Annotated in this window: 25 protein-coding genes and 1 tRNA gene; 6 read left to right on the forward strand and 20 right to left on the reverse strand. The window is 67.4% G+C overall.

Annotated features, from left to right (window positions below):
- Window positions 1-2: 2 nt before the first annotated feature.
- From PWF70_RS07105 to PWF70_RS07120, 4 genes are all read right to left on the reverse strand, one after another.
- Window positions 3-905, reverse strand: a complete 903-nt coding sequence (locus PWF70_RS07105; protein WP_035750379.1) for a LysR family transcriptional regulator — start codon at window positions 903-905, stop codon at window positions 3-5.
- Between the two features lie 57 nt (window positions 906-962).
- Window positions 963-1724 carry a crotonase/enoyl-CoA hydratase family protein gene (locus tag PWF70_RS07110; protein ID WP_035750381.1) on the reverse strand — a complete coding sequence of 254 codons (762 nt, stop codon included), beginning with the start codon at window positions 1722-1724 and terminating at the stop codon, window positions 963-965.
- Between the two features lie 67 nt (window positions 1725-1791).
- Window positions 1792-2913 carry an MBL fold metallo-hydrolase gene (locus PWF70_RS07115; RefSeq protein ID WP_006357885.1) on the reverse strand — a complete coding sequence of 374 codons (1122 nt, stop codon included), beginning with the start codon at window positions 2911-2913 and terminating at the stop codon, window positions 1792-1794.
- A 128-nt stretch (window positions 2914-3041) separates the two neighbouring features.
- Window positions 3042-4628 carry an ATP-binding cassette domain-containing protein gene (locus PWF70_RS07120; protein WP_040004031.1) on the reverse strand — a complete coding sequence of 529 codons (1587 nt, stop codon included), beginning with the start codon at window positions 4626-4628 and terminating at the stop codon, window positions 3042-3044.
- A 198-nt stretch (window positions 4629-4826) separates the two neighbouring features.
- Between PWF70_RS07120 and PWF70_RS07125 the strand changes: the two genes are divergently transcribed.
- Window positions 4827-5828, forward strand: coding sequence for an enoyl-CoA hydratase/isomerase family protein (locus tag PWF70_RS07125; RefSeq protein ID WP_035750385.1), 1002 nt, complete (start codon window positions 4827-4829; stop codon window positions 5826-5828).
- 26 nt (window positions 5829-5854) lie between these two features.
- Here the strand turns inward: PWF70_RS07125 and PWF70_RS07130 are convergent, their stop codons facing one another.
- Window positions 5855-6598 carry a hypothetical protein gene (locus tag PWF70_RS07130; protein ID WP_006357888.1) on the reverse strand — a complete coding sequence of 248 codons (744 nt, stop codon included), beginning with the start codon at window positions 6596-6598 and terminating at the stop codon, window positions 5855-5857.
- Window positions 6599-6617: 19 nt separating this feature from the next.
- The gene (locus PWF70_RS07135) at window positions 6618-8222 is read right to left on the reverse strand and encodes a peptide chain release factor 3 (protein WP_035750387.1); all 1605 of its coding nucleotides are present in this window, start codon (window positions 8220-8222) and stop codon (window positions 6618-6620) included.
- A gap of 142 nt (window positions 8223-8364) precedes the next feature.
- On the opposite strand from PWF70_RS07135, the gene PWF70_RS07140 reads away from it, so the two are divergent.
- Complete coding sequence (locus PWF70_RS07140; protein ID WP_035750870.1) at window positions 8365-9234, forward strand: type IV toxin-antitoxin system AbiEi family antitoxin domain-containing protein; 870 nt, start codon at window positions 8365-8367, stop codon at window positions 9232-9234.
- 62 nt (window positions 9235-9296) lie between these two features.
- Here the strand turns inward: PWF70_RS07140 and PWF70_RS07145 are convergent, their stop codons facing one another.
- The 3 genes from PWF70_RS07145 to PWF70_RS07155 all read right to left on the reverse strand — a co-directional run bounded on the left by PWF70_RS07145 (window position 9297) and on the right by PWF70_RS07155 (window position 11640).
- The gene (locus tag PWF70_RS07145; RefSeq protein WP_006357891.1) at window positions 9297-10313 is read right to left on the reverse strand and encodes a beta-ketoacyl-ACP synthase III; all 1017 of its coding nucleotides are present in this window, start codon (window positions 10311-10313) and stop codon (window positions 9297-9299) included.
- A 105-nt stretch (window positions 10314-10418) separates the two neighbouring features.
- On the reverse strand, window positions 10419-10985 hold the full coding sequence (pth, locus tag PWF70_RS07150; protein ID WP_040004037.1) for an aminoacyl-tRNA hydrolase: 567 nt from the start codon (window positions 10983-10985) through the stop codon (window positions 10419-10421).
- A 28-nt stretch (window positions 10986-11013) separates the two neighbouring features.
- Window positions 11014-11640, reverse strand: a complete 627-nt coding sequence (locus PWF70_RS07155) for a 50S ribosomal protein L25/general stress protein Ctc (protein ID WP_286352914.1) — start codon at window positions 11638-11640, stop codon at window positions 11014-11016.
- 240 nt (window positions 11641-11880) lie between these two features.
- Between PWF70_RS07155 and PWF70_RS07160 the strand changes: the two genes are divergently transcribed.
- Window positions 11881-12318, forward strand: coding sequence for a limonene-1,2-epoxide hydrolase family protein (locus PWF70_RS07160; protein ID WP_035750389.1), 438 nt, complete (start codon window positions 11881-11883; stop codon window positions 12316-12318).
- Here the strand turns inward: PWF70_RS07160 and PWF70_RS07165 are convergent.
- The 5 genes from PWF70_RS07165 to PWF70_RS07185 all read right to left on the reverse strand — a co-directional run bounded on the left by PWF70_RS07165 (window position 12315) and on the right by PWF70_RS07185 (window position 16403).
- A complete protein-coding gene (locus PWF70_RS07165) occupies window positions 12315-12665 on the reverse strand; it encodes a VOC family protein (protein WP_035750874.1) in 351 nt (116 codons plus the stop codon). The genes PWF70_RS07160 and PWF70_RS07165 overlap by 4 nt on opposite strands.
- Before the next feature lie 133 nt (window positions 12666-12798).
- Complete coding sequence (arsC, locus tag PWF70_RS07170) at window positions 12799-13140, reverse strand: arsenate reductase (glutaredoxin) (RefSeq protein WP_006357896.1); 342 nt, start codon at window positions 13138-13140, stop codon at window positions 12799-12801.
- Window positions 13141-13225: 85 nt separating this feature from the next.
- Window positions 13226-14104, reverse strand: a complete 879-nt coding sequence (gene catA / locus PWF70_RS07175; RefSeq protein WP_006357897.1) for a catechol 1,2-dioxygenase — start codon at window positions 14102-14104, stop codon at window positions 13226-13228.
- A 38-nt stretch (window positions 14105-14142) separates the two neighbouring features.
- Complete coding sequence (locus tag PWF70_RS07180) at window positions 14143-15777, reverse strand: 4-hydroxyphenylacetate 3-hydroxylase family protein (protein WP_035750392.1); 1635 nt, start codon at window positions 15775-15777, stop codon at window positions 14143-14145.
- Between the two features lie 56 nt (window positions 15778-15833).
- A complete protein-coding gene (locus PWF70_RS07185; RefSeq protein WP_035750394.1) occupies window positions 15834-16403 on the reverse strand; it encodes a flavin reductase family protein in 570 nt (189 codons plus the stop codon).
- Window positions 16404-16632: 229 nt separating this feature from the next.
- On the opposite strand from PWF70_RS07185, the gene PWF70_RS07190 reads away from it, so the two are divergent.
- Window positions 16633-17616: an AraC family transcriptional regulator gene (locus tag PWF70_RS07190; RefSeq protein ID WP_286352975.1), complete on the forward strand. Its 984-nt coding sequence runs from the start codon at window positions 16633-16635 to the stop codon at window positions 17614-17616.
- A gap of 80 nt (window positions 17617-17696) precedes the next feature.
- Here PWF70_RS07190 and PWF70_RS07195 read toward each other — a convergent pair whose 3' ends face one another.
- Together PWF70_RS07195 and glmU are read right to left on the reverse strand one after the other, a co-directional pair.
- A complete protein-coding gene (locus PWF70_RS07195; protein ID WP_006361218.1) occupies window positions 17697-18674 on the reverse strand; it encodes a ribose-phosphate diphosphokinase in 978 nt (325 codons plus the stop codon).
- Between the two features lie 81 nt (window positions 18675-18755).
- Window positions 18756-20219 carry a bifunctional UDP-N-acetylglucosamine diphosphorylase/glucosamine-1-phosphate N-acetyltransferase GlmU gene (glmU, locus tag PWF70_RS07200; protein ID WP_035750880.1) on the reverse strand — a complete coding sequence of 488 codons (1464 nt, stop codon included), beginning with the start codon at window positions 20217-20219 and terminating at the stop codon, window positions 18756-18758.
- Between the two features lie 278 nt (window positions 20220-20497).
- Here glmU and PWF70_RS07205 point away from each other — a divergent pair, with 278 nt between their 5' ends.
- Both PWF70_RS07205 and PWF70_RS07210 read left to right on the forward strand, forming a co-directional pair.
- On the forward strand, window positions 20498-21253 hold the full coding sequence (locus PWF70_RS07205) for an SDR family oxidoreductase (RefSeq protein WP_006361220.1): 756 nt from the start codon (window positions 20498-20500) through the stop codon (window positions 21251-21253).
- 119 nt (window positions 21254-21372) lie between these two features.
- Window positions 21373-21444, forward strand: a tRNA-Gln gene (locus tag PWF70_RS07210).
- A 22-nt stretch (window positions 21445-21466) separates the two neighbouring features.
- Here PWF70_RS07210 and PWF70_RS07215 read toward each other — a convergent pair.
- From PWF70_RS07215 to PWF70_RS07230, 4 genes are read right to left on the reverse strand one after another with little or no spacing between them, the layout of a single operon-like run.
- Window positions 21467-22435 (reverse strand): glycine betaine ABC transporter substrate-binding protein, encoded by a 969-nt coding sequence (locus PWF70_RS07215; RefSeq protein WP_006361221.1) that lies wholly within the window; start codon window positions 22433-22435, stop codon window positions 21467-21469.
- On the reverse strand, window positions 22432-23247 hold the full coding sequence (locus PWF70_RS07220) for an ABC transporter permease (protein WP_006361222.1): 816 nt from the start codon (window positions 23245-23247) through the stop codon (window positions 22432-22434). Before PWF70_RS07220 ends, PWF70_RS07215 begins: the two co-directional genes overlap by 4 nt.
- Window positions 23244-24569, reverse strand: coding sequence for an ATP-binding cassette domain-containing protein (locus tag PWF70_RS07225; protein ID WP_286352915.1), 1326 nt, complete (start codon window positions 24567-24569; stop codon window positions 23244-23246). The genes PWF70_RS07220 and PWF70_RS07225 overlap by 4 nt, the downstream gene beginning before the upstream one ends.
- On the reverse strand, window positions 24566-25210 hold the full coding sequence (locus tag PWF70_RS07230; RefSeq protein ID WP_035750881.1) for an ABC transporter permease: 645 nt from the start codon (window positions 25208-25210) through the stop codon (window positions 24566-24568). Before PWF70_RS07230 ends, PWF70_RS07225 begins: the two co-directional genes overlap by 4 nt.
- Window positions 25211-25220: the final 10 nt, after the last annotated feature.

The following is a 25220-nucleotide window of genomic DNA, read 5'->3' on the forward strand; positions in this document are numbered from 1 at the left end:
GCCTACCAGTCCGGGAGTTCGGTCGGCTCCTGGCTCAGGCCGGAGTGGGCCCGGGCCGCGGAGATGAACGCGAGCGCCGCAGGCGAGGGGAGACCCGAACGCAGCACGAGTCCCCAGGGTCGCGTCAACGGCGGATCGAGTAGGAGCTGCCGGGTACCGGCGAGCTGTGTGTCGCCCACGGTACGCGGGACAACCGTTGCGGCCGTACCGCGTTCGACGAGATTCCAGACCGCCGCGGGCAACGGGCAATCGACGACCACATTGCCGGCGGCGTCGTCGAGGAGATCGGCGAGCAAGGCCGCGGTGTGCTGATCGCTGTGATCGATCACCAATGGGACCGACCGGATGGCGCTGCGCGGCACGGTGTCCGGGAGTCCCGCGACCAGGGCGTCGGGGGACGCCACCACGAGCTCCTGCTCCGTCATCGGGATGGCCGAGAACGTCGCGTGTTCGGCGGAGGAGTCGATGACCCCGATCTCCGCGTCGCCGGACCGCAACGCGGAGAGGACACCGGCCGGACCGTCGGCCGCGAGGACGCGGACCGCGAGCCGGGGAAAGCGCTCCCGGAAGAGTCGGACGACGTTCACGAGCGGATCGATGCTGAACGCCGCGTACGTCACCACGTCGACGCGCCCGGACCGGAGCTCCCGGACCGCGTCGACCTTCCGTTTGGCGCGCTCGACGTCGGCGAGGATGCGCCGCGCCGCGTCGTCGAGCTTGCGGCCGGCCTCGGTCAGTTCGAGGCGGCGTCCGGTCCGGTCGAACAACGTGACTCCGAGACGCTTCTCGAGCGTCCGGATGGCCTGCGACAGGGAGGGTTGCGAGATGTAGAGCGACTGGGCGGCCTTCGTGATCCCTCCGTGGTCGACGACTGCGACGAAGTAGGTCACGAGGTGCAGGTCCACCTCAGCCACTCTAGTTACCGACCTTTTCGCGGATCAGCGGCCCTTCCACTGTCTGGATCAGCGGCCCTTCCACTGGGGTGCGCGCTTCTCGGCGAATGCCTTGGCACCCTCCTGGGCGTCCTCGGAGGAGAAGACCGGGGTCAGGTACTCCCACTGCTTCTTGATCAGGTCCTTGTCGGTGTAGTTGATCGCCATCGAGGTGACCTGCTTGGTGGCCTTGACGGCGAGCGGTCCGTTGGCGGCGATCTTCGCGGCGAGCTCACGAGCACCGGCGAGGGCCTCGCCGGGCGCGGTGACCTTGTTGACCAGGCCGAACTGGTGGGCGCGCGCGGCGGACAGCGGGTCTCCGGTCAGGGCCAGTTCCATCGCGACCTGGTAGGGGAGGATCTTCGGCAGACGCAGTAGACCGCCTGCGGCCGCGGCGAGACCACGCTTGACCTCGGGGATGCCGAACTTGGAGTTCTCGGCGGCGACGACGAGGTCGGCGGACAGTGCGAGCTCGCAGCCACCGGCCAGGGCCCAGCCCTCGACCGCCGCGATCAGCGGCTTACTGGGCGGGGCCTCGGTGAGACCGCCGAAACCGCGGTCCTTCAGCGAGACCTGCTCGCCGCGCGAGAACGCCTTGAGGTCCATTCCCGCGCAGAACGTGCCGCCGGCGCCGGTGAGGATGCCGATGGTGAGGTCGTCGCGCGACTCGAGCTCGTCGATGGCGGCCGCGATTCCCTCGGACACCTCGAGGTTGACGGCGTTCTTCGCCTCGGGCCGGTTGATCGTGATGACGGCGACTCCGTCGGCGAACTCGGTGAGCACGGCGCTCATGGGGGATCCTCCTCTGATCGGTGGGGAACGCCGGTGGGACGTCCACCGGCGGGGACACGGGTCGCGGTCAGTTCGGTAGCGACAGGCTCGACGCGGTGCGGTGTTCGGACACCGGCGAGAGCGACCACCGGACCGGCTCGACGGTGACGTCGGCGAGATCGGCCAGGGTGGGGGCGGGTGTCGAGGCGAGTATTCCGCGCTCGCTCAAGACCAGCAGGTGAGCGTCGGTCTCGCGCAGCGCGAGCCGCTTCATCGTGAGGTTGAGGTCGCTGAACGGCCGGGACCAGCTCACGGCCTGGGTGATCTCCCACGCCGTGGACTCGGGCCGGGCCGCGACCGCCTCGGTGATCTCGGTGAGACGATCCTCGTGATGCGACAGGAGTCCGGTCACCCGGGCGCCCAGACCGCGGAAGCGGTATTCATGCGATGGCAGGGCCTCGTGGTCCCGCATCTTCTCGGTGTTGGCCAGCGACACCAGATAGTCCGCGAGTGGGCTCTCCGTCTGCATCGGACTCGTGGAGACATTGGGGCTGATGCGCGGCAGCAGGTGATCGCCGGTGAAGATGATCCCCGCGTCGTCGTCGGCGAAACACAGATGGCCAGGTGTGTGACCGGGCGTCCAGATGGCGCGCAGATTCCAGCCGGGGATGTCGAGCGGGGCGTCGGCGGTCAGCTCCCGGTCGACGGTCCGGCCGTCGGGCAGCCGCACGAAGTCGACGAGCCCGAGCCCGGCGACGTCGGCCGGTGCACCCAGCACCCGCAACTCCCACCGGGCGTCGTCGAGCTGACTCTCCACCTCGTCGTCGGAGTGATAGCGGAGGTGACACGCGTCGGCGCGGTGCATCAACAGTTCCACGTCGGTCTGTTCGAGCAGGCGCGGGACCAAGCCGAAGTGGTCGGGATGGAAGTGGGTGATGGCCGCCGATCGCACGTCGGTGACGTCGTGACCGGTGCTGCGGATGCCGTCGACAAGGGCTCGCCAGGACTCGTCCGACGGCCACCCGACGTCGATGAGCGCCAGGCCGCCGTCGGGCAGCGCGAGGGCGTAGACCAGGACGTAGCGCAACGGGTTGGGGCCCATCGGCACCGGGATCGACCACAGACCCGGGCGCACCTCCTCGACAGGGGGGAGCACCTTGTCGGCCCAAGCCTGCTGCTGACGCCGACCGGTCACCTCGATCGTGGCCATCCTTGACCTCCTGAGCCGTCATCGTTCCCGGCGCATCGGACGAAGAGTTGCGACGCGCAACAGTCATCCGATCATGCGAGCCCCGTCATGCTCAAAGTGGGGGCGGCTCAGGCGCCCTGAGGAACTGCCTATGTGTCGGGGGCCAGCTCTGGTGACGACCCGCCCACCTCGACGCGACGGTCGATCCCGATCCGATCCAGGAATCCCGCGTCGTGGGAGACGACGAGCAGCGCGCCACTCCAAAGCTCCAGCGCGGCGACCAGTTGGCTGACCGTGTCGAGATCCAGGTTGTTGGTCGGCTCGTCGAGGATCAGCAGCTTCGGGGTGGGATCGCCGAGTAGTGCGTCTGCGAGACCCACACGCAGACGCTCGCCGCCGGAGAGCTCCTCGAGCGCGCGGTCGGCACGTGCACCCCGGAACAGGAACCGGGCCAGATGTGAACGCACCTCCTGCGTGCTGATGTCCGGATGATGTGCCGACACCAGGCCGGCGATCGACATCGACGGGTTGTCGAAGACGATCTGTTGCGGCACATACGCATACGGCACCACGATCGCCTCGCGCGCGACGAGGTCGGCGATGAGTGTCGACTTCCCGGAACCGTTGGGCCCCACCAGCGCGATCCGTTCCGGGCCGTTGATGCGCAGCCGGTCGTCGGTGACGACCTGGGTCCGCGAGGCCAGGTCGGCCTCCGGCACCACGATCCGGGCGGTGCGATCTTTCCGAACCTCCTCGCGCGCCCCGTCGAGGCGGGAGGCGGCCGCAGCCACGTCGTCCTGATGGGCGTTGCGCAGCTTCCCCGCCGACACCTGCGCCTCACCGCGACGCAAGTGCGCGATGATCTTCGGCACCCGCTTCTCCCGTTCAGCGGTCGACGCGGTGCGGGCGCGCCGGTCGAGTTTGATCTGGGCGTCGACCAGCTCCCGACGCTGCTTGCGGAGATCGCCGGCCGCAGTTGCCACCGCGGCCTCGGCCGCCTCCTGCTCGGCGTCCACGATCTCGCGGTAATGCGAGTAGGGGCCGCCGAACACCCGGACCCGGCCCCGGTACAACTCGAGCGTCGCGTCGACGCGTTCGAGAAGTTCGAGATCGTGACTCACGACGATCACCGTGCCGGCGAAGGCGCCGATGGCGTCGAAAAGCCTTGCCCGTGAGCTGGTGTCGAGGTTGTTCGTCGGCTCGTCGAGCAGCAGGACCGAGGGTCGGCGCATGAGTGCGGCGACGATCGACAGCAGCGTCGCCTCGCCGCCGGACATGGCGCCGACCCGACGGTCGAGGTCGGTGGGGAGACCCATCTGGGCGAGGAGTCCGATCGCCCGCTCCTCGACATCCCAGTCGTCACCGACGGCATCGAAGTCGTCGGCGTCGACCGAGCCGCCCTCGATGAGACCGATCGCACTGCGGATGCCGTCGATGCCGAGAGCTGCCGACACCGTCGACTCCGGATCCGACTGCGGGTCCTGCGGAACGATCCCCACCTCCGGCGCGGACGTGGCCCCGGAGATGCTGACACTGCCCGACGCCGGGCGGAGACGCTGCGAGATCAGGCCGAGCAACGTCGACTTACCTGCGCCGTTGGCGCCGATCAGCGAATAGGTGGACGCTCCCAGCGCGAGATTGAGGCGATCGAAGACCGCGGTGCCGTCGGGCCAGACGAATGAGACATCGGACAGCACCACCGACGGCTGGGAAGAAAGGGGCAGGGGAGTAGACACGAGATCTCCTGAAGTGGTTCGGGTTCACCGACGGGTGTCGCAACGACATCGCGCGCCGGCCGGGGCCACTTCAGTTCTTCATCGTGCGGGATCACTCCTCGGGTCGGCTGCGTGTGCGGGGTCCACGGTAGTGGACGCGTCCGGGTCTGCCAACGGGTTTTCTCCGGCTTGTCTTCCCTCACCGCTACGGTTGGGGGCATGTCCTTCATTCGCACCTCGGTGTCCAACGGTGTCGGCGAGATCGTCCTCGACCGGCCGAAAGCCCTGAACGCGCTGGACCAGTCCATGATCGACGACATGTACGCCGCGCTCGGCGACTGGGGTGACGACGACTCGATCGAGACCGTCCTCGTCACCTCCGCGAGCGACCGCGCCTTCTGCGCGGGCGGCGACATCCGGGCGATCCGCGAGCATTCGCTCGACGGCGACACCGCGGCCATCACCCGTTACTTCAGCAGTGAGTACCGGCTGGATCAGATGGTCGCCGACTATCCCAAGCCGTACGTGAGCCTCATCGACGGCGCGGCCATGGGCGGCGGACTCGGCATCAGCGTGCACGGCGAGATCCGCGTGGTCACCGAGAAGGCGATGATCGCGATGCCCGAGACCGCGATCGGCTTCTTCCCCGACATCGGTTCCACCTACTTCCTGCCGCGGCTGCCCGAGGGCGTCGGCATGTGGCTCGGTCTCACCGGTGCGCGCATCCGTGGCATCGACGCGGTGGCCGTCGGCCTGGCAACGCATTTCGTGGCATCGGCCGATATCGCCGGCGTCGCCGAGTCGATCCGTTCCGGAGATCCGCTGGCCGATGCGCTGGCGACTTCGGGGACCACGGAAACCAGCGACGTCCCCCTCCGCAAGGTCGGGGAGTACTTCGCCGACGACAACATCAACGCCATCGTCGGCGGTCTGCGCGGAGCGATCGGCGACGAGTGGGCCGAGGAGATGATCGGCCTGCTCGAGAAGGCCTCACCCACTAGCCTCTGGGTGACGGCCGCGATGATCAACGCCGGCGCGCAGTCCGGGATCGACGAGTGCTTCGACCGCGAACTGCATGCGGCAGAACAGATCACCGCCACCCACGACTTCCGTGAAGGAGTGCGGGCGGTGCTGGTCGACAAGGACCGCAACCCGGTCTTCGACCCCGCCGCGATCGACGACGTCGATCCGGCGGTCGTCGCGCGGATCGTGGGTGCGTGAGCGCGTGCGACGAGCCGTGTCGAAACCTACGGCGTGAGCTGGAACCGCCCGGACAGTACGACGGTCGGCGGGGTGCCGGTGTCGGGCCGCGGGCTCGTCGACGACTCGTCGGCGTCGTAGGCCACGTCGTCGTCGGGGGCGAACGGGTTGGCGTCGACGCGGGAGGCCTCCGAGCAGGTGAACGACCCGGCCGCGAGCTTGCCCGACATCCCGCTGATGCTGAGCTGGCACGCCGAGGACTGGTGGTAGACACCGTCGACGGAGACGCCGATCTGCGCGTTGATCGGCTTGGTCAGCGGACCCGCGGTGGGGCGCGGTCCGCCGCCCACGGGTGGCACCGTGCCGCCGGTCAATTCGCTGATGGGAAACTCGATCTGGGCGCCGTCGGTCCCGATTCCCTTGAACACTAACAACAATGAGTCCGGCGGGACGTCGGGTCGTTCCGGGCCCCAGCGGTTGAACTCGTAGCAGCTCGTCGCCTTGTCGGCGCTCGCGCCGCTTCCGGCGGCCGGGAGTCCGGACGTCGTGGCCGCCGGCTCGGTGATCGCGATCCGGATGTCGCCGGAACGGAATCGGAGGTCGTGCCCGCCGCGGTCGACCTTGCCCTGCGGCGGCTTCTCCGCGCATTTCGCGGGATCGATCGGGCGCGCGGTCGGGGTGGGGGCTGTGCTTGTCGACGTCGGTGCCGGTGCCGGATTTCCGGCGCAACCCGACATCAGGAGCGCAGCCGCGGACACCGCGGCAAGCGCGCCGACACCGGAGGTGCGCACGAGGGGACGCCTCATCGGCTCAATCCGCCGCGGCGACAAGGGGTTGCAGCGTCAGGTCGGGGTGTTCCTTCTCGATGTACTGCAGGCGCCACTTGTCGCTGAAGAGCGCCAGGATCGCACCGTCGGTGCGGGTGAACACCTCGACGCCGCGCTGCCGGTCGAGTTCGGGTGCGCTCTCGGCGTCGGTGCGTCGGGCCAGTGTGTAGCCGAGCGGTTCGATGATGGTGTCGACGTTGAACTCGGCCTTCATGCGGGCGGTGACGACCTCGAACTGCATGGGGCCGACCGCGGCCAGCACCGGCGACATGTCGCCGCGGGTGTCATTGCGCAGTACCTGCACCACACCTTCGCTGTCGAGCTGGTCCATCGCCTTGCGGAACTGCTTGTACTTGTCGGCGGTGGTCGCGCGCAGCGTCGAGAAGTGCTCCGGCGCGAACGACGGGATCGGCGGGAACTGCACCTTCGGGCCGTCGAAGAGGGTGTCGCCGGGGGCCAGCGCGGTCGCGTTGACGAGGCCGACGACGTCGCCCGGGTAGGCGGTGTCGACGGTGGAACGGTCCCGGCCGAAGACGGCCTGGGCGTACTTGGTGGCGAACGGCTTTCCGGTCTGCGCGTGGGTGACGACCATGCCGCGCTCGAACTCGCCGGACACGATCCGCATGTACGCCAGGCGATCTCGGTGGCTCGAGTCCATTCCGGCCTGCACCTTGAACACGACGGCGCTGAACGGGTCGGTGACCGGACGTTCCCTGCCCTCGACGTCGACGCGGCCGGCGGGCGGGGGAGCGAGCTCGACGAGCACCTCGAGCAGTTGCCGCACACCGAAGTTCAGCATCGCCGAGGCGAAGATCATCGGCGAGGTCTGGCCGGCGAGGAACATCTCCTGGTCGTGGTCCTGGCCCATCTCGGAGAGCAGTTCGCTCTCTTCGACGGCGGCCGTCCACTCGTCGCCCTCACGCGCGGCCGCGTCGTCGGCGCTCATGATCTCCTCGGGGGCGATCTTGGCGCCGCCGGCGGTGCGGGTGAAGTGCACGTACTCGCCGGTGCGGCGGTCGAGCAGGCCGCGGAAGTCGCCGGCGATGCCGACCGGGAAGAACAACGGGGTGGGGGTGAGGCCGATGCGCTCGGTGATCTCGTCGATCAGTTCGAGCGGCGTCTGGCCGGGACGGTCCCACTTGTTGATGACCGTGATCACCGGGATGCCGCGGTGGCGACAGACCTGGAACAGCTTGAGCGTCTGCGGCTCGAGGCCCTTCGCGGCGTCGATGAGCATCACCGCCGCGTCGACCGCGGTCAGCACGCGATAGGTGTCCTCGGAGAAGTCGGCGTGACCGGGGGTGTCCACCAGGTTGATCACGCTCGGGATGCCGTCGTCGCTGTGCTCGGCGGCATAGTTGAACTGCAGCGCGGTGGAGCTGACCGAGATGCCGCGGGCCTTCTCCATCTCCATCCAGTCGGAGACGGTGGACTTGCGTCCTGCCTTGCCGTGGATCGCACCCGCCTCGCTGATCATGCGCGCATGCAGCGCCAAGGCCTCGGTCATCGTCGACTTACCGGCGTCCGGATGGGAGATGATCGCGAAGGTACGTCGGCGCTTGACCTCGGTTGCGACGTCAGAACTCACGAGATCCGAGGCTACTCGGCTGGTCGGGGGGCTCCAAACTGATGGCGTTCGGACTATGCGGCAGTTGGTGCCGGTAGTCGGCACCAACTGCCGCAAACCCACGATCTGGGAACCGGCGGGAGGGTCGTCGCGTCCAATCGACGTGCAGACGCCACCCCGCCTCCGACGCCACGCGCTCACGCGCGACGGGGTCGTGACGATCGCCGAAGCTCTGGAGTTCGGGCTGACCAAGTCGGGTATCCACCGACGTGTGGGGGCCGGCGTGTGGACGCCGCAATCGCGTGGTGTGTACACGCTGGCTGATCATCCGCTTACGCCGCGGACCCGGGCCCGACTCGCGGTGGCCGCGGTCGGCAACGACGCGGCGCTGTCCGGCGTCGGTGCCGCGTGGTGGCACGGCATCGTCGACGAGCCACCCAAGAGGTTCACTGTCACTGCGCCGCGATCTCGGCACGGATCGCCTGTCGATGGAGTCCAGGTGCGCTACCGGGCTCTCGCAGATGCCGAGACGGTCACCCGTGACCACCTCGTCGTCACCTCGCTGCCCCTGTCGGTGCTGGAGGCCTCGGTCGAGAGCGGCAGCAGCATCCTCGACGCCGCGCTGCTGTTGCGTCGGGTGTCGATCGAGCAGTTGCGGACCGCTGCCGAGCGTCGTCGCAGGAAGGAGGACGCGACGGAGATCGCGGCGTTGGTTGCCGGGGTCGAGGCCGGAGCGCGGTCCGAGGCCGAGCGGCTCGCGGTCGACCTGTTGCGGCAGGGCGGAGTCGACGGCTTCGTGTGCAACCATCCGGTCGGCGGCTACTACGTTGACGTCGCGTTCCCGGAGAGGATGCTCGCCGTCGAGATCGATGGCATGGCCTTTCATCGCGACGCCGAGACCTTCCAGCGTGACCGGCGTCGTCGCAACGACCTCATCGCGCTCGGGTGGACGGTCCTCAACTACACCTGGGCGGACCTCAGGGAACGTCCGGCTTACGTCGTCGAGCGCGTACGTCAGGCGCTCGGTGCCTGAAAACAGATGCGGCAGTTGGTTCCGGAAACCGGAACCAACTGCCGCAACTGGAAGAAGGAGACTTACTCGAACGGCACCGGCGGAAGCTTGACGACCTGGGAGGCGTAGGAGAGTCCGGCACCGAAGCCGAGGAGGAGGGCGGTCTGGCCCGGCTGCGCCTTGCCGGTGGAGAGGAGATCCTCCATGGCCAGCGGGATCGACGCGGCGGAGGTGTTGCCGGTGTACTCGATGTCGTTGGCGACGACGGCGCCGTCGCGGAGCTTGAGGTTCTTGGCGAGCAGCTCGTTGATGCGCGCGTTGGCCTGGTGGGGGACGAAGACGTCGAGGTCCTCGGAGCCGATCTTGGCGGCCTCGAGGGCGCGGACGGCGACCTTGCCCATCTCGAAGGCGGCCCAGCGGAACACCGCGGTGCCCTCCATGCGGAGGTAGGGGCGCTGGACGCGGTCACCGTCGAGGAAGGTCACCCAGTCGAAGTCCTGGCGGATGGCGTTGAACTGCGAGCCGTCCGAACCCCAGACCACCGGGCCGAGTTCTTGCTCCTCGGTGGGTCCGACGACCACGGCGCCCGCGCCGTCGCCGAAGATGAAGCAGTTGGTGCGGTCGGTCATGTCGAGGGCCACCGAGAGCTGCTCGGCGCCGATGACCAGCACGTTGGTGGCGCTGCCGCCGCGGATCATGTCCGACGCGAGGGCCATGCCGTAACCGAAGCCCGCGCAGCCGACGGTGACGTCGAAGGCGGGGACGCCGTTGCAGCCGAGTTCGGTGGCCACCTTGGTCGCGCCGGCCGGGGTCAGGAGCAGGTGCGTGTTGGTGGCGAGGATGACCGCGTCGATGTCGGAGCCTTGCAGCAGCGCGTTGGCGATGGCCTTGCGTCCGGCGTTGACCGACATCTCCATGACGCTCTCGTCGCGGCGCGCGAAGCGGCGGGTCTTGATGCCGGTGCGGGTGTAGATCCACTCGTCGGAGGAGTCGATGTGCTCGCAGATCTCGTCGTTGGTGACCACACGCTCAGGGCGATAGGCGCCGATCCCGAGCATGCCGATGTTGTTGATCCCTGAGGTGTCCGCGATGACTGCCATGGTCTTCCTTCCGATTATGTGACCCGACATACGACGGTACTCACCCGGCCACTTACTGGGAAGTACCGCATTCCCGTGGCACATCGTTACCGATCGATTGTCGGGTTACCAGGCGTGCACGGTGTTCTGTGCGCTCTCCAGATCCTGGGAGACCAGGAGTTCGATGGCGTCGCAGCCGTTGCGGATCATCAGCTCGACCTCGGCCCGGTCCGCGGACGGGAACGGCTTGAGCACGAAGTCGGCGGGATCCTGACGCCCCGGCGGACGGCCGATACCCATCCGCACGCGCAGGTAGTCGCGGGTGCCGATGGCCTGACTGATCGAACGCAGCCCGTTGTGGCCGCCCTCGCCGCCGCCGCGTTTGAGGCGCACGAGACCGAAGTCGATGTCGAGTTCGTCGTGCACGACGATGAGATCGGCGGGCGCGACCGAATAGAACTTGGCCAGCGGGCCGATCTGCCGGCCGGACTCGTTCATGTAGACGCGTGGCTTGGCCACGAGAACAGACTGGCCGCCGAGGCGAACCTCGGCGACCTCCGCACCGGATTTCTTGTGAACCTTCCAGCGCTCGCCTGCCGAGTCGACGAGGCCGTCGGCGACCATCGCGCCGACGTTGTGCCTCGTCTTCTCGTACTTGGACCCGGGATTACCGAGTCCGACAACGATTTTCACCACTCGAGTAGAGCAGTCGGGGGTCGGATCACTCCGACTCCGCGGGAGCCTCGGCAGCCTCACCCTCGGCACCTTCGGCGGCGTCGGCGTCGGATTCGGTGGCCGCGGCCTGGGCCTCGTTCACGGCGACGATCAGGGTCTCCGGATCGGCGATCAGGGTGACGCCCTCCGGCAGGTCCAGACCGGAGGCGTGGATGGCGGTGCCGGCGGTGGCACCCTCGACGCTGACGGCGATCTGCTCGGGGATCGACAGGGCGTCGGCCTCGACCTCGACGACGCTGGCGTCGGACACGACCAGGGTGCCCGGGGCGGCGTCACCCTCGACGACGATGGCGACCTCGATGGTCACCTTCTCACCGCGACGGACGAGGAGCAGGTCGGCGTGCTCGATGTAGTTGCGGATCGGGTGGACGTCGACCTGCTTGGTGAGCGCGAGCTGGCTGGTGCCCTCGATGTCGAGCTCGATGATGGCGTTGAGGCCGTTGTTACGCAGGATCGCGGCGAAGTCGCGGGCCGGGAGGTGCAGGTGCTGCGGGTCGGTGCCGTGGCCGTAGAGCACGGCGGGAACCTTGCCCTCGCGGCGAGCGCGGCGAGCGGCGCCCTTGCCCTTCTCGGTGCGGGTGCTGACAGACAGCTTGGAGGTCTGAGTAGCCATGAGGATCTCCTCTGATCGGTGGTTGCGGTCGTTCGTCCGTCGCGACGAGCAACGGGCACGCATTCCGACCGCGGACACCCACCGGGCCACACGTGGGCACCCGAGGAGACTGCGATGGTCGCGCCGATCACGGTGACTGGGTCACCCTCGCCGAGACAACGGTGGCAAGGATAGTCGAGGACCTGCCGAGATGTCACATCGCACCCCTCGCCGGATGCGGTCCCGGCATACTGGGCTGCCATGACCTCACAGACCCCGATCGAGATCGTGACGGCCCTGCTCGACGCATTCGCGCGCGAGGACATCGCCGGCGCGCTGGAGACCATCGACGACGACATCGCGTACACCAACGTCTCGCTGCCGACCATCAACGGCAAGCGCAAGGTGGCCGGTGTGCTCGGCGGTGTCGCGAAGAAGTCGTGGGTGGGCTTCAACTACCGGATGCTCAACGTGAGTTCCGACGAGGCGGGTGTCGTGCTCACCGAACGCGTCGACGAGTTGCGTTTCGGGCGGCTGCATCTGCAGTTCTGGGTGTGCGGCCGCTTCGAGATCCGTGAGGGACGGATCGTGGTGTGGCGCGACTACTTCGACTACTTCGACATGACGAAGGAGCTGCTGCGCGGTATCGCGGCACTGGCCCTGCCGTCGGTGCAGAAACCGCTGCCGGCTGCGGCCTAGCGGTTCAGCGGGCTGTAGAACACGAGTCCGTTGCCCTGGTTGTCGTACACCACGGCACGACGCTCGTGCGCGTCGTCGTACGGGCCCTTCACGATGGCGCCGCCGTCGGCCTCGATCGCCTTCGCCGCGGCGTCGACGTCGGCGGTCTTGATACCGACGACGACCTTGCCGGGGATCGGGTGGTCGACCGCAGTGGCGAGAGCGATCGTCACCGGCCCCCCGTCGAGGGCGGCGAAGTGGGCGCCGTCGCGGAACTTCAGCGACATGCCCAGCGTCTCGGTGTAGAACTCGATGGACTCGTCCAGGTTCTCGGTGGACAGGATGATCATCTTGGCTTCGTAGCTCATGTGCATGATGCTAGTCGCGATCGCCGGTGACCGAAGCGTCTGAAACGCGTTCTGGCACACAGCTGTACCCATCGGTCATCGGTCTGCCGATCGGCGCGACCAAAGTCCCGGGTGTCGGGGGACCGACGCCCCTTCAGAGGATCTCGTCGAGCTTCTCGAACGGCCGCGGGATGCGGGTCCCCTTGGGGGTCACCACGATCGGACGCTCGACGAGGATGGGGTGTTCGACCATCGCGTCGAGGATCGCCTCATCGGTGGCCGACGCGAGGTCGAGCTCTTTGTAGAGGGCCTCACGCTTGCGCACGGCCTGTGCGGGGGTGAGCCCGGCGTCGGCGAACAGCTGCACCAGCTGCTCACGGGTGTACGGCTCGTCGAGGTACTTGACGACGGTCGGCTCGATGCCGGCGTCGCGCAGAGCCTGCAGCGCCTTGCGCGAGGTCGAGCACTTCGGGTTGTGATAGATCGTCGCGTCCACGAAGACACCGTACCCAGCGCAAAGCGGCCCGGGCCCCAGAGGGGGAGAACCCGGACCGCTCGCGTACCCGTTCCGCGGGGGATCGCTACTCGGGGTCGAGTGCGAAGTCGTACTGCACGACGTTCCGGCCGTCGGCGTCCGGCTTCGGGTCGAGGAGCAGGTCCGGCTTGGTCGCCGAGGCGACGTCGCTGTCGAGCCAGTCCCCACCCGTGAAGTACAGCTGGGTGACGATCGGATGCCGGCCCTTCGCCGCCACGCGCAGATGCAGGTGCGCAGGTCGCCACGGGTGCCACCCGGCGGCCTCGATGAACTTGCCGGTCGGACCGTCGGTCGGGATCTGATACGGCGCGGGTTGGATGGTGGTGATCTCGTAGCGGCCCTGACCGTCGGTGACGATCGTGCCCCGCAGGTTCCAGTCGGGGATGTGCGGCGCGAATCCCGAGTAGTAGCCCTCGGCGTCGGCGTGCCAGATCTCGATCGTCGCGCCGGCCATCGGGTTGCCGTCGAGATCGGTGACCTGGCCGTGCATCACGAACGGTGTCTCGCGGGCGTCGACGCTGCGCATCGGCAGTGTGCAGCGTGCGGGCAGCAGCGGGGAATCCGGCAGATAGTACGGACCCTCGATGCTTCCCTTGGTGCCCTGGTACTTCCGTGAGTTGACCTCCTCGATGTCGTGTTCGACGAACACGTCGAGGAGCAGCGGCCACTCACCACCCTCACCGACGTCGATGAGCCACTGCTTGAGGACCCGGTACTCGTCGTAGGTGATCTCGTACTTGTCGATGAGCGCGCTGAAACCGGCGAAGGCCTCGGATGCGATGGCCGACAGACGTTCCGGTGAGGTGTCGGCGGTGAACCGATGGCCCGCAAACGCTGCGGTGGCCGCACTTCCGGAACCGGCGGCGGTCGGGGATTCGACGGTGGTCGCTGATGCGACCGGGGCGGGCCGCTCGATGGTGGTCATGATGTCTCCTGTTCGAAAGGGCTGTGCGAGAGGGTCGGTCAGCGGTTCCGGAAGAAGCTGACGTCGTCGTTGCCGATGAGGTCCGGCACGGTCCAGCCGTCCAGGTCGTACTCGGACAGGCACTGCTCGGCGAGACCCTTCATCTCCCCGACGGTGCCGCGGGCGTCGGCGAACATGAGAAGCTCGGCCTTCACGCCCTCGTGGTTGCCGGCGTAGTTGCGCTCGTACAGCTCGTGGCGGCCGCCGAACTCGCTGCCGATCGAATCCCACAGCGCCTTCATCACCTTCACGCGATCGACGGCGAGGATGCCGTCGGAACCGCGGACGTACTTGTCCAGGTACGGACGGACGTCGGGGCTCTTGAAGTCCGCCGAGCTCGACGGCAGGTAGATCAGGCCGGAGGCGACGTCCTGCTCGATGATCTCCTTCACGCGCGGGTAGCCCTGCTGGGCGAACATCCGGTAGGTCAGGCCGTACTCGAGCTTCGGGATGACGGTGTCACCGATCCACGGCTCGGGGTTGTTGACCATGGCATCGCTCAACGACCAGAACAGGTTTCGCCAGCCGATGACCTCGCCGACGCGGGTCTGCACGCCGCGGAACCCGCCGGCGCCGGTGCAGTCGAGGGCCTTCATCAGCAGGCCGGCGATGAAGTCGAGCTTGACCGCGAGACGGGTGCAGCCCTGGAGGGTGAAGCGGGGCAGGAAGCCGGACTGCGGGAAGAAGGCGTTGATCTTGTCGACGTCGCCGTACATGAAGACGTTCTCCCAGGGCACGAGCACCTTGTCGAAGACGAAGATGGTGTCGTTCTCGTCCATGCGGCTCGACAGCGGGTAGTCGAACGGCGTGCCCATCACAGCGGCCTGCTGGGTGTACGACGAGCGGCAGATGAGCTTCACGCCCGGGGCGTCCATCGGGACGGTGCAGATCAGGGCGAACTGCTTCTTCTTGATCGGGAGTCCGTAGTGGGAGATGAAGTTGTAGTTGGTGATTGCCGAACCGGTCGCGACGACCTTGGCGCCGGAGACGATGAGACCGGCGTCGGTCTCCTTCTCCACCTTCATGAACACGTCGCCGACCTCGTCCGGCGGCAGCTGGCGGTCGACGGGCGGGTTGATGATCGCGTGGTTCCAGTACAGAACCTTTTCCTGCGACTCCTTGTACCAGCGTTCGGCGTTGGCCTGGAACGGTGCGTACAGCTCGGAGTTGGCGTGCAGGGTGCCGAGGAAGCTGGCCTTGTAGTCGGGGCTGCGGCCCATCCAGCCGTAGGTCATCCGCGCCCAGGTGGCGATGGCGTCGCGGTCGGCGCGCAGGTCGTCGGCAGACTTCGGTGCGCGGAAGAACGGCATGGTCACGCCGCCGTTGCCGGTGTCAGTGGGGGCGGTGACCTTGTCCTTGGTCGCCGGGTCGTGCATGGCGTCGTAGAGGCGGGCGGTCATCCGGATCGGGTTACGGAATGCCTCGTGGGTGGTCACGTCCTTGACGCGCTCGCCGTTGAGCCAGATCTCGCGGTCGTCGCGCAGCGACTCGATGTACTCGTCGCCGGTCATCGGCTTGGAGGCGAAGTTCTCGGTGCGGTTCGCCTCGCTGTCGGCGGCGACGTTCACCTTCGAGCGGTCGACGATCGTCGCTTCGGTGGTCTCGGTGTCGGGGGCGATGTCGGTTGCGGTCATGGTTATCCTCACTTCGGTTGTGCGACAGTAGAGTTGATCGGTGGACGGATGGTCGGTCAAGAGACTGCGGATAGCGGTACGCAGCTCGGCGTGAACCGCGCGGTCGCGTCGAACCAGCGGCTGTGCGGATCGTCGAGGCTGCCGCAGTAGGCGGCGGCGCCGGAGGTCTCGCCGAGGTCGTGGAACTTGCTGCGGTAGAACAGGAGCGGCTCCGCCTCGGTGTCGACGTGGGCGCCGACGATCTCGCCGACGTAGATGACGTGGTCGCCGCCGTCGTAGGACGCCCAGGGGTTGCAGATGAGGGTCGCGGCGTTGCCGGCCAGCGCGGGGACGAGCCACTCCGAGCTCCATTCGGGCCCGTGTTCCTGCGGCTTGCCGGCGAAGTGCATGGCGGTGTCGAGCTGATCCGACTTGAGGATGTTGACCGCGAACGGCGCGTCGTCGAGGTAGCCGCAGGCCTTCGACTTGCGGGTCAGCGTGACCTGGCAGAGGCGGGGCTCGATCGAGATCGGGGTGAACGCGGTGACCGTCGCGCCGTGCGGGGTGCCCTGGTCGTTCGCGCAGGTGATGACGGTGACGCCGGTGGCGAACTGTCCGAAGATGTTGCGCATCGTGCGTTGGTCCATGGGGATCAGCTCCTTTGCTCTGGCAGTGGCTGGTGGGGTGTCTGGTGTGACGGTGCGACCAAACGTATGACCGCGATCACATCCCGTCGATCCGCATTGCGAACCGTCGATCCGATGTGCGCAACGTTGCGATCTGGATCGCTCCCGACGGCAGTTAGTGACAGCGGTCACAGTTACGCTGGACGACGTGAGCGCAGGGCCGCCCATTTCGGGGACCAACCAACCGCGGGTGTCGGTGTCGCAGGTGACGCCGCCGCCCCGTCGTGTCGTGGGGTCGGGGATCGCGGACTGGGATGAGGTCCACGAAGTCGTCGCGGACGCGTACTTCCCCCATGAGCTGCGGCCGCTGTCCCGTGACGACGCCTCCCACTACCGCCTGGAGTCGACGGCGATCGGTCCGACGGTGCTCGCGCGGATCGGTTTCGGCGCAGACGTGTCGATCGACACCGACCATCCAGGGGCATGGGCCATCAACGTTCCGTTGTCCGGCAGCATCGCGTCGGTCACCGACGGCCGGGAGATCGTCTCCGAACCAGGTCAGGCGACGCTCAACCCGCCGGACACCTCGACGGTCATCACCAACTGGAGCAAGACCTGCGAGATCATCGGTTTCAAGGTCGAGCGGGACTACCTGCAGCGCGAGATCGACCGGATCGCCGGCCGCCCGGGCCGGTCATTGACCCGCCAGCTCGATCTGCGCACCGGTGCCGGCGCCGAATGGCTGGGGCTGTTGAGGTCGGCGCGTCAGCAGGTCGCGCAGTGCGAGGGCATCCTGTTGCGCAACCCGCGAATGGCGGAGCAGCTGGGCGGCATGCTCACCACGGCCCTGGTGCTGGCCGCACTGCCCGAGAGTGATGAGCCGATGGCCGGAACCCGCCCGCGCATGGTAAAGCGCGTCATCGACGCCATCCACGCCATCCACGCCGACCCGGCGCGACCGTGGACCGCGGGTGAGCTGGCGGAGATCGGGGCGGTCAGCGCTCGACGCCTGCAGCAGAGCTTCCGCGAGTGCGTGGGGATGAGTCCCATGGAGTACGTGCTCGACGTTCGGCTCGAGTGCATCCACAACGACCTGCTGACTCGCGGCGGGACCTCGACCGTCACCGACATCGCCACCCGGTGGGGCGTCATGCACACCGGCCGCTTCGCCGCCGCGTATCGACGCAAGTACGGGGTCGCGCCGTCGGAGACGCGGCGGATGGCGGGTGCCTAAGGAGCCGACGACGACAAAAACCACGGCGCCCGGATGTTCGTGAGAACATCCGGGCGCCGTGGTGAGAGGGAATCGAAAGACTAGGCGATGCCGTCGAACAGGCTTGTGACCGAACCATTTTCGAAGACCTCGCGGATCGTCTGCGCGAGCAGCGGGGCGATCGACAGGACGGTGAGGTTCTCGAAACGCTTCTCGGCCGGGATGGGCAGCGTGTCGGTCGCGATGACCTCCTTGGCGCCGCAGCCGGCGAGACGCTCGGCCGCCGGGTCGGAGAAGACGCCGTGGGTGGTCGCGATGATGACGTCGCCGGCACCGGCCTCCTTGAGCACGCGGACCGCGCCGGCGATGGTGCCACCGGTGTCGATCATGTCGTCGATCAGGACGCAGGTGCGTCCCTCGACCTCACCGACCACGCGGTTCGACTTGACCTGGTTGGGAACCAGCGGGTCGCGGGTCTTGTGGATGAAGGCCAGGGGAGCGCCGCTGAGGGCGTCGGCCCACTTCTCGGCGACGCGCACACGACCGGAGTCGGGCGAGACGACGGTGATGTTGTCGGTGCCGTAGTTGTCGCAGACGTAGCCGGCGAGCTGGCCGAGGGCGTGCATGTGGTCGACCGGACCGTCGAAGAAGCCCTGGATCTGATCGGTGTGCAGGTCGACCGTGATGATGCGGTCGGTGCCCGCGGTCTTGAGCAGGTCGGCGATGAGGCGGGCCGAGATGGGCTCGCGTCCGCGGTGCTTCTTGTCCTGGCGGGCGTAGGGGTAGAACGGCAGGATCACGCTGATGCGCTTGGCCGAACCGCGCTTGAGTGCGTCGATCATGATCAGGGCTTCCATGACCCACTGGTTCAGCGGGTAGGGGCAGCTCTGCAGCACGAACGCGTCCGAGCCGCGGACGGACTCCTCGAAACGGACGAACAGCTCGCCGTTGGCGAAGTCGCGTGCCGTCTGGGGGGTCACCTTGATGCCCAGTTCGTCGGCGACTGCTTCAGCCAGTTCGGGGTGGGCACGACCAGAGAACAGCATCAGGTTCTTCTGGTTGTCGGTGGTCCAGGTCATGAAACTCTTCTGTCCGTTCGGTCGATCTATGGGTCGATCAGTTGGGCTACCTGCCGTGAACGGCAGGACTGCTCGGGTCCGTTATGCGGACCCGGAGTTCTTGTCGCGTGCCTCGAGTGCCGCGCGTGCCGCCGCGGTGTCGGGCCGTTTGCGCACGACCCAGTCCTCGATGACACGTTGTGTTCCCGCCGAGACCGCGAGGGCTCCCGGCGGTACATTCTGCCGCACGACGGTTCCGGCTCCGGTGTATGCCCCGTCGCCGATGCTCACCGGGGCGACGAACATGTTGTCCGAGCCGGTGCGGCAATGGTCGCCGATCACCGTGCGGTACTTGTTCACGCCGTCGTAGTTGACGAAGACGCTCGACGCGCCGATGTTCGTGTGCTCGCCGATCGTGGCGTCGCCGACGTAGGTGAGGTGGGGGACCTTGGAACCGTCGCCGATCGTCGAGTTCTTGGTCTCCACGAAGGTGCCGATCTTGCCGGCGACGCCGAGCACGGTTCCCGGTCGCAGGTAGGCGAACGGGCCGACCGAGGCGTTGCCGCCGATGACGGCGTCGCTGCCGTGGGTGCGGATGACGTGGGCGCCTTCGCCGATCGTGACGTCGGTGAGCGTGGTGTCGGGCCCGACGACCGCGTCGGCGGCGATGTGGGTGCGGCCGTAGAGCTGCGTGCCGGGTTCGATCCGCACATCCGGCTCGATCGTCACGTCGACGTCGATCCAGGTGGTGGCCGGATCGACGACGGTGACGCCGTCGACCTGATGGCGGCGGATGATCCGGCGGTTGAGTTCGGCGCCGAGGTCGGCGAGCTGTGCGCGGTCGTTGCAGCCGGCGACGAGGACGGGGTCCGCAACGGTGAAACCGCGGACGGCCTGGCCCGCGTCGCGCGCGATCTCGACGATGTCGGTGAGGTAGAACTCGCCCTGCACGTTGTCGGTCGACAGCTTCGAGAGCCCGTCCCGCAGCGCGGCGGCGTCGACGGCGTAGACACCGGCGTTGACCTCGGTGATCGCACGCTGTTCTTCGGTCGCGTCCTTGTGCTCGACGATGGCGCGCACGGAGTCGTCGTCGGCGCGGATGATCCGCCCGTAGCCGGTCGGGTCGTCGGCGATGAAGCTGGTGAGGGTGACCGCGGCGCCGCCGTCGGCGGTGTGGGTGTCGATGAGCCCGCGGAGGGTGTCGGCGTCGAGGAGCGGGACGTCGGCCGCGGTGACGATGACGGTTCCGGCGAAGTCTTCGGGGAGTCCGGTCAGTCCGACGCGGGCGGCGTCGCCGGTTCCGCGCGGCTCGTCCTGCTCGGTGATCGCGATGTCGCGGCCCAGCGCGGCGGCGATGTCGGCGACGGCCGCGGAGACCCGTTCACGCTCATGGCTGACCACGACGACGAGGTGCTCGGGATCGATACCCGACGTGCCGTGGAGTGAGTGACCCAGGAGGGATCGGCCGGCAATCGTGTGGAGGATTTTGGGGGTCTTGGACTTCATCCGGGTACCGGCACCCGCGGCCAGCACGATCACGGCCACAGATGGCGACGTTCCCGACATCGAATGCCCACCCTCTTCCTTCATCGGTGTTCACGTCGGGTGCGATCCTACGCACCGGTACGGCGGTGTAATAACGCGCCGTACCGTTCTCGCTGAATGCGACGCTGTCACGTGATGGAACACACGTCTGTCGACGTCACCTGATAGAACACAAGGGACCGCGATTCCCCGAGCGTTCGATCGGTGCGCCATGGGCGTTCGGCTTCGACGCGCAGGCGGGGAGCGGACCAGCGCGGGCCGGGTGACCCGGCCCGCACACCTGACCAACGGAGGTATTAATGAGCACGCAGAAGACCGCGATCGTCACCGGCGCGGCACGGGGCATCGGTGCTGCCGTGGCCAAGCGACTCGCCGACGACGGCCTGGCCGTGGCCGTCCTGGACCTCGACGCCGATGCCTGCGCCGACACCGTCAAGGCCATCACCGACAAGGGCGGCAAGGCCATCGCCGTGGGCGCGAACGTCGCCGACGAGGCGTCGGTGAACGCGGCCGTTGAGAAGGTCGCCGCCGAGCTCGGTGCGCCGACCGTCGTCGTCAACAACGCCGGCATCACCCGCGACAACCTGCTGTTCAAGATGACCGTCGACGACTGGGACGCCGTCATGGCCGTCCATCTGCGAGGTGCCTTCAACGTCACCAAGGCCGCCCAGAAGTACATGGTCGACGCCGGCTGGGGCCGCGTCGTCAACCTGTCGAGCACCTCGGCCCTCGGTAACCGCGGCCAGGTCAACTACTCGGCCGCCAAGGCCGGCATGCAGGGCTTCACCAAGACGCTGGCCATCGAGCTGGGCAAGTTCGGCGTCACCGCCAACGCCATCGCTCCCGGCTTCATCGAGACCGAGATGACCGCCGCCACCGCCGAGCGTGTCGGCGTGCCCTTCGAGGACTTCAAGAAGGCCGCGGCCAGCCAGATCCCGGTGAACCGCGTCGGCGTCCCCGAGGACATCGCCCACACCGCGTCGTTCTTCATCAGCGAGGGTGCGGGCTTCGTCTCCGGTCAGGTCGTCTACGTCGCCGGCGGCCCGAAGGACTGACGACTTACAGACGTCGTCTCGACTCCCAGACTTCGATCGAAGTCTGGGAGTCGGAATGAGGTCGACCGGTGGCGTCACGTCGCCGCCGGAGCGCTGTGGCACAATCGTCAGCGCAGTATTCCCCCATGGTGTAATCGGCAACACTTCTGATTTTGGTTCAGGCATTCCAGGTTCGAGTCCTGGTGGGGGAGCTCTTGCGAAGTGTGTGCGCCGCTAGGCGACGAAGCCCTCGGCCTGCAACCAGTCGTAGGCGACGTCGGCGGGGTCCTCACCGTCGATGTCGATGCGGCCGTTGAGTTCCTGCATCACCGAGTCGGTGAGCTTCGCAGACACCGGTGCCATGAGTTCGGCGATCTGGGGAGCCTCCTTGTTGAGGCGCGTGCTCAAGACCACGCAACCGCTGTACGGCAGGAAGAACTTCCGGTCGTCGGTGAGTACCGCGAGATCGAGGTTCTTGATCCGGCCGTCGGTGGAATACACCATGCCGAAGTTGCACGGTTCGCTGCGCGCCGTCGAGGTGTAGACGACCCCGGAGTCCATGACTGTCACGTTGTCCTTCGGTACGCCATCGGGCGTGCCCAGCGGGATTCCGTAGGCCTCCAGCATCGGGATCATTCCGTCGGCGCGGCTCAGGAACTCGTCGTTGATGCAGAACGTCCGCTCCGACACCGGCAGGTTCGCGATGTCCGACATCGTCTTCACGTTGAGACGTTTGGCCGTTGGTGCCGACGCCGCGAACGCGTAGGTGTTGTTGAACGCCGCGGGCGGCAACCACTCGGCGCCGTTGGCGCGATCGGCGTCGCGGACCCGTTTCCACAGCTCGTTCGGGTCGGAGATCGTCTCGGTCTCGCCGAGGTAGGTCTGCCAGGCGGTTCCGGTGTACTCCCAGAGGATGTCGGCGTCGCCGTTGAGGAGTGCCTGGCGCGACGACATCGAACCCGGTGCGTTCGTCAGATCCTTGACCGACGCCCCCGCCGCGCCGAGGTAGGTCGCGGTGATCTTGCCCAGCAGCACCGATTCACTGAAATTCTTCGACGTCACCCGGATCTCGGTACCCTCCAAGGGCGTCGAGCCGTCGGCGAGGAATGCCTCGCGGAAGGTGCCCGACGAGCTGACCAGCCCGCAGCCTGCGACCACGACCATGAGTATCGCCGTGAAGACGGCCAGGACGGACTTTCTCATGAGATCCCCCGCGGTGTCGCGGCCAACTCGACGAGCCGTCCGAGCCAGTCGATCGTCATCGCCAGCAGTGCGACGAGCACCGCGCCGGCGACCAGCAGTTTCGGCAGGAACAGGGTGATACCGGTGGTGATGAGCGTGCCGAGGCTCGTCGCGCCGATGAACGTACTCAGGGTCGCCGTGCCGACCAGGATCACCAGCGCCGTGCGCACACCGTTCAGGATGACCGGCACCGCGAGCGGCAACTCGACCTGGAAAAGCGTTCGCACCGCGGACAATCCGATGCCGCGGGAGGCCTCGACCGTGCGCTGGTCGACCTGCCGGAGGCCGACGATCGTGTTCTGCAGGATCGGGAGCACCGCGTAGACGACGAGACCGATGACCGCCGTGTTGAAACCGGTGCCGAGCCAGAACGTGAACAGCACCAGCAGGCCGATGGCGGGAGCGGCCTGCCCGATGTTGGCGATGTTGACCGCAATCGGGTTGAGCCACTTGAGGGATGGTCGGGTCAGTGCGATGCCGAGCGGGATGGCGATACACACGACGATCACGGTGGCGACGAGCGTGAGCTCGATGTGGTCGAGGATGGTCGCTCGGAGCGCCGGCCATGCCATCGAGGCGCTCTCGGTGGAGGTGAACGTCGTGCGCTGATACCAGATCAGGAACCCGACGCCGATGACGATGATGACCAGCGGTTCGAACCAGACGTCGATGGGCAGCTTCGCGAACCGGCGTCGGAAACCGCTCCGAGGTGGTTGGACCGGTGCCTCTGCTGCCGCGGTGACCCGCGCGGACTCGTCGGCGACGGAGGTCATCGTTCGGCGCTCGGTTCGTCGGCCGTGTCGGCGGCGGACGACTCGTCCTCGGCTGCGATGACCGGTGTGTCGACAGGTGCGGACCCCTCGGTGTGGTCGAGATAGCCGACGTGGTCGTCGTCGCGGACATCCGCGAGCTGTCCGCGGATGGCCTCCATCACGGACGCGATGTTCAGCGCGCCGATGACCGCGCCGCGTCCGTCGGTGACGAGGACGCCGCCCTGGCTGGTCGCGAGCATCGAGTCGAGCGCGTCGTTGAGCGTCGACGACTGTGCGACGACCGGTAGGCGCGGGTCGAGGTAATCCGACACCTCGGGTTTGGCGGAGACCTCCGCGATGCTGGGCCAGGCTCGCGGCCGGCCGTGTTCGTCGACGACGACCAGCCAGTCCTCGCCGGCGGCTCGGGCGCGGTTCACCACGGTGCCGGACCCTTCGCCGACGCGGGCGGTGACCACCTGGCGGATCTCGACATCGCGTACGCGGGTGAGGGTCAGGTGAGCCAGTGTCGCACCGGAACCGACGAACTCCTCGACGAACGGGCTGGCCGGGTTGGCGAGGATCTCTTCTGGCGGGGCGAACTGTTCGATGTGCCCGCCCTCGGAGAGGATCAGGACCTTGTCGCCGAGTTTGGTTGGCTCTTCGAAATCGTGGGTGACGATGACGATCGTCTTGCCCAGTTCGTGCTGGATGGCGATGAGCTTGTCCTGCAGGCGGGCTCGCGTGATCGGGTCGACGGCACCGAACGGCTCGTCCATCAGCAGGACGGGCGGGTCGGCCGCCAGAGCACGGGCCACACCGACGCGCTGCTGCTGACCGCCCGACATGTCCTTGGGCAGACGGTCGGCGAAGGTCGCGGCGTCGAGTCCGACCAGGTCCATGAGGTATTCGGTGCGCTCGGCGATGCGTTTCTTGTCCCACTTGAGGATTCGCGGGATGGTGCCGATGTTCTTGCTGACCGACCAGTGGGGGAAGAGCCCGCCGGACTGGATGACGTAACCGATGGACTGGCGCAGCTTGTCCGGGTTCTCCGCGGTCACGTCACGCCCGCCGATGTAGATACGACCCTCGGTGGGCTCGATGAGCCGGTTGATCATCTTCAGGGTCGTCGTCTTGCCGCAGCCCGACGGGCCGACGAAGGCGACGATGTCACCGGCGTCGATCTCGAGGTCGAGTTGCGCGACCGCAGGCTTGGTCTGGCCCCGGTAGCGCTTGACGACGCCTTCGAGACGGATCGATTCGCCGGTGACGACGCGACCGTTCGCGCCGGACGACGGTTGGCCTGCCGAGGATTTCGACGGCGGGGCGGTGGTGGAGTCGGTCATGAGAGTCCCTTGGAGATGGTGAGTCGGCCGAGCAGAACCAGGAGAGCGTCGAAGACGAGCGCGATGACGACGATGAGAAGCGTTCCGGCCAGCGCTGATTCGAGGGCGTTTGCGCCGCCGAGCCGTGCGAGCCCGTTGAAGATCAGTGATCCGAGGCCGGGGCCGAGGACGTAGGCGACGATCGCCGCGACGCCCACGATCATCTGTGTGGACACCCGGATTCCGGTCAGGATCACCGGCCAGGCGATCGGTAGTTCGACCGTCAGCAGGATGCGCCACCGCGAAAGCCCGATCCCGCGGGCCGATTCGACGACCGCGGGCGGCACCGACCGCAAGCCGACCACCGCGTTGCCGATCACCGGCAGCATCGCGAAGAACGCCAGCATCAGGAACGATGGTGTCACGCCGAGCCCGAACGGGACGATCAGCAGCGCGAGCAGGGCGAGCGACGGAATCGTCAGTGCCACACGACTAGACGTCAGCGTGAGCGCGGCGGCCAGCGGAAGCCGGTAGACGAGCGCGGCGACCGCGATGGCGACGAGGGTGCCGACGAGCACGGTCTGGAATGACAGCGACGCGTGTTGATATGTCAAGAACGTGAGAGAGCGAGCGTTGTCGCCGATGTAATCCCACAATTGCACGGTTGTGTTC

The organism is Gordonia sp. Swx-4, assembly GCF_030316175.1.
GTDB lineage: Bacteria > Actinomycetota > Actinomycetes > Mycobacteriales > Mycobacteriaceae > Gordonia > Gordonia alkanivorans.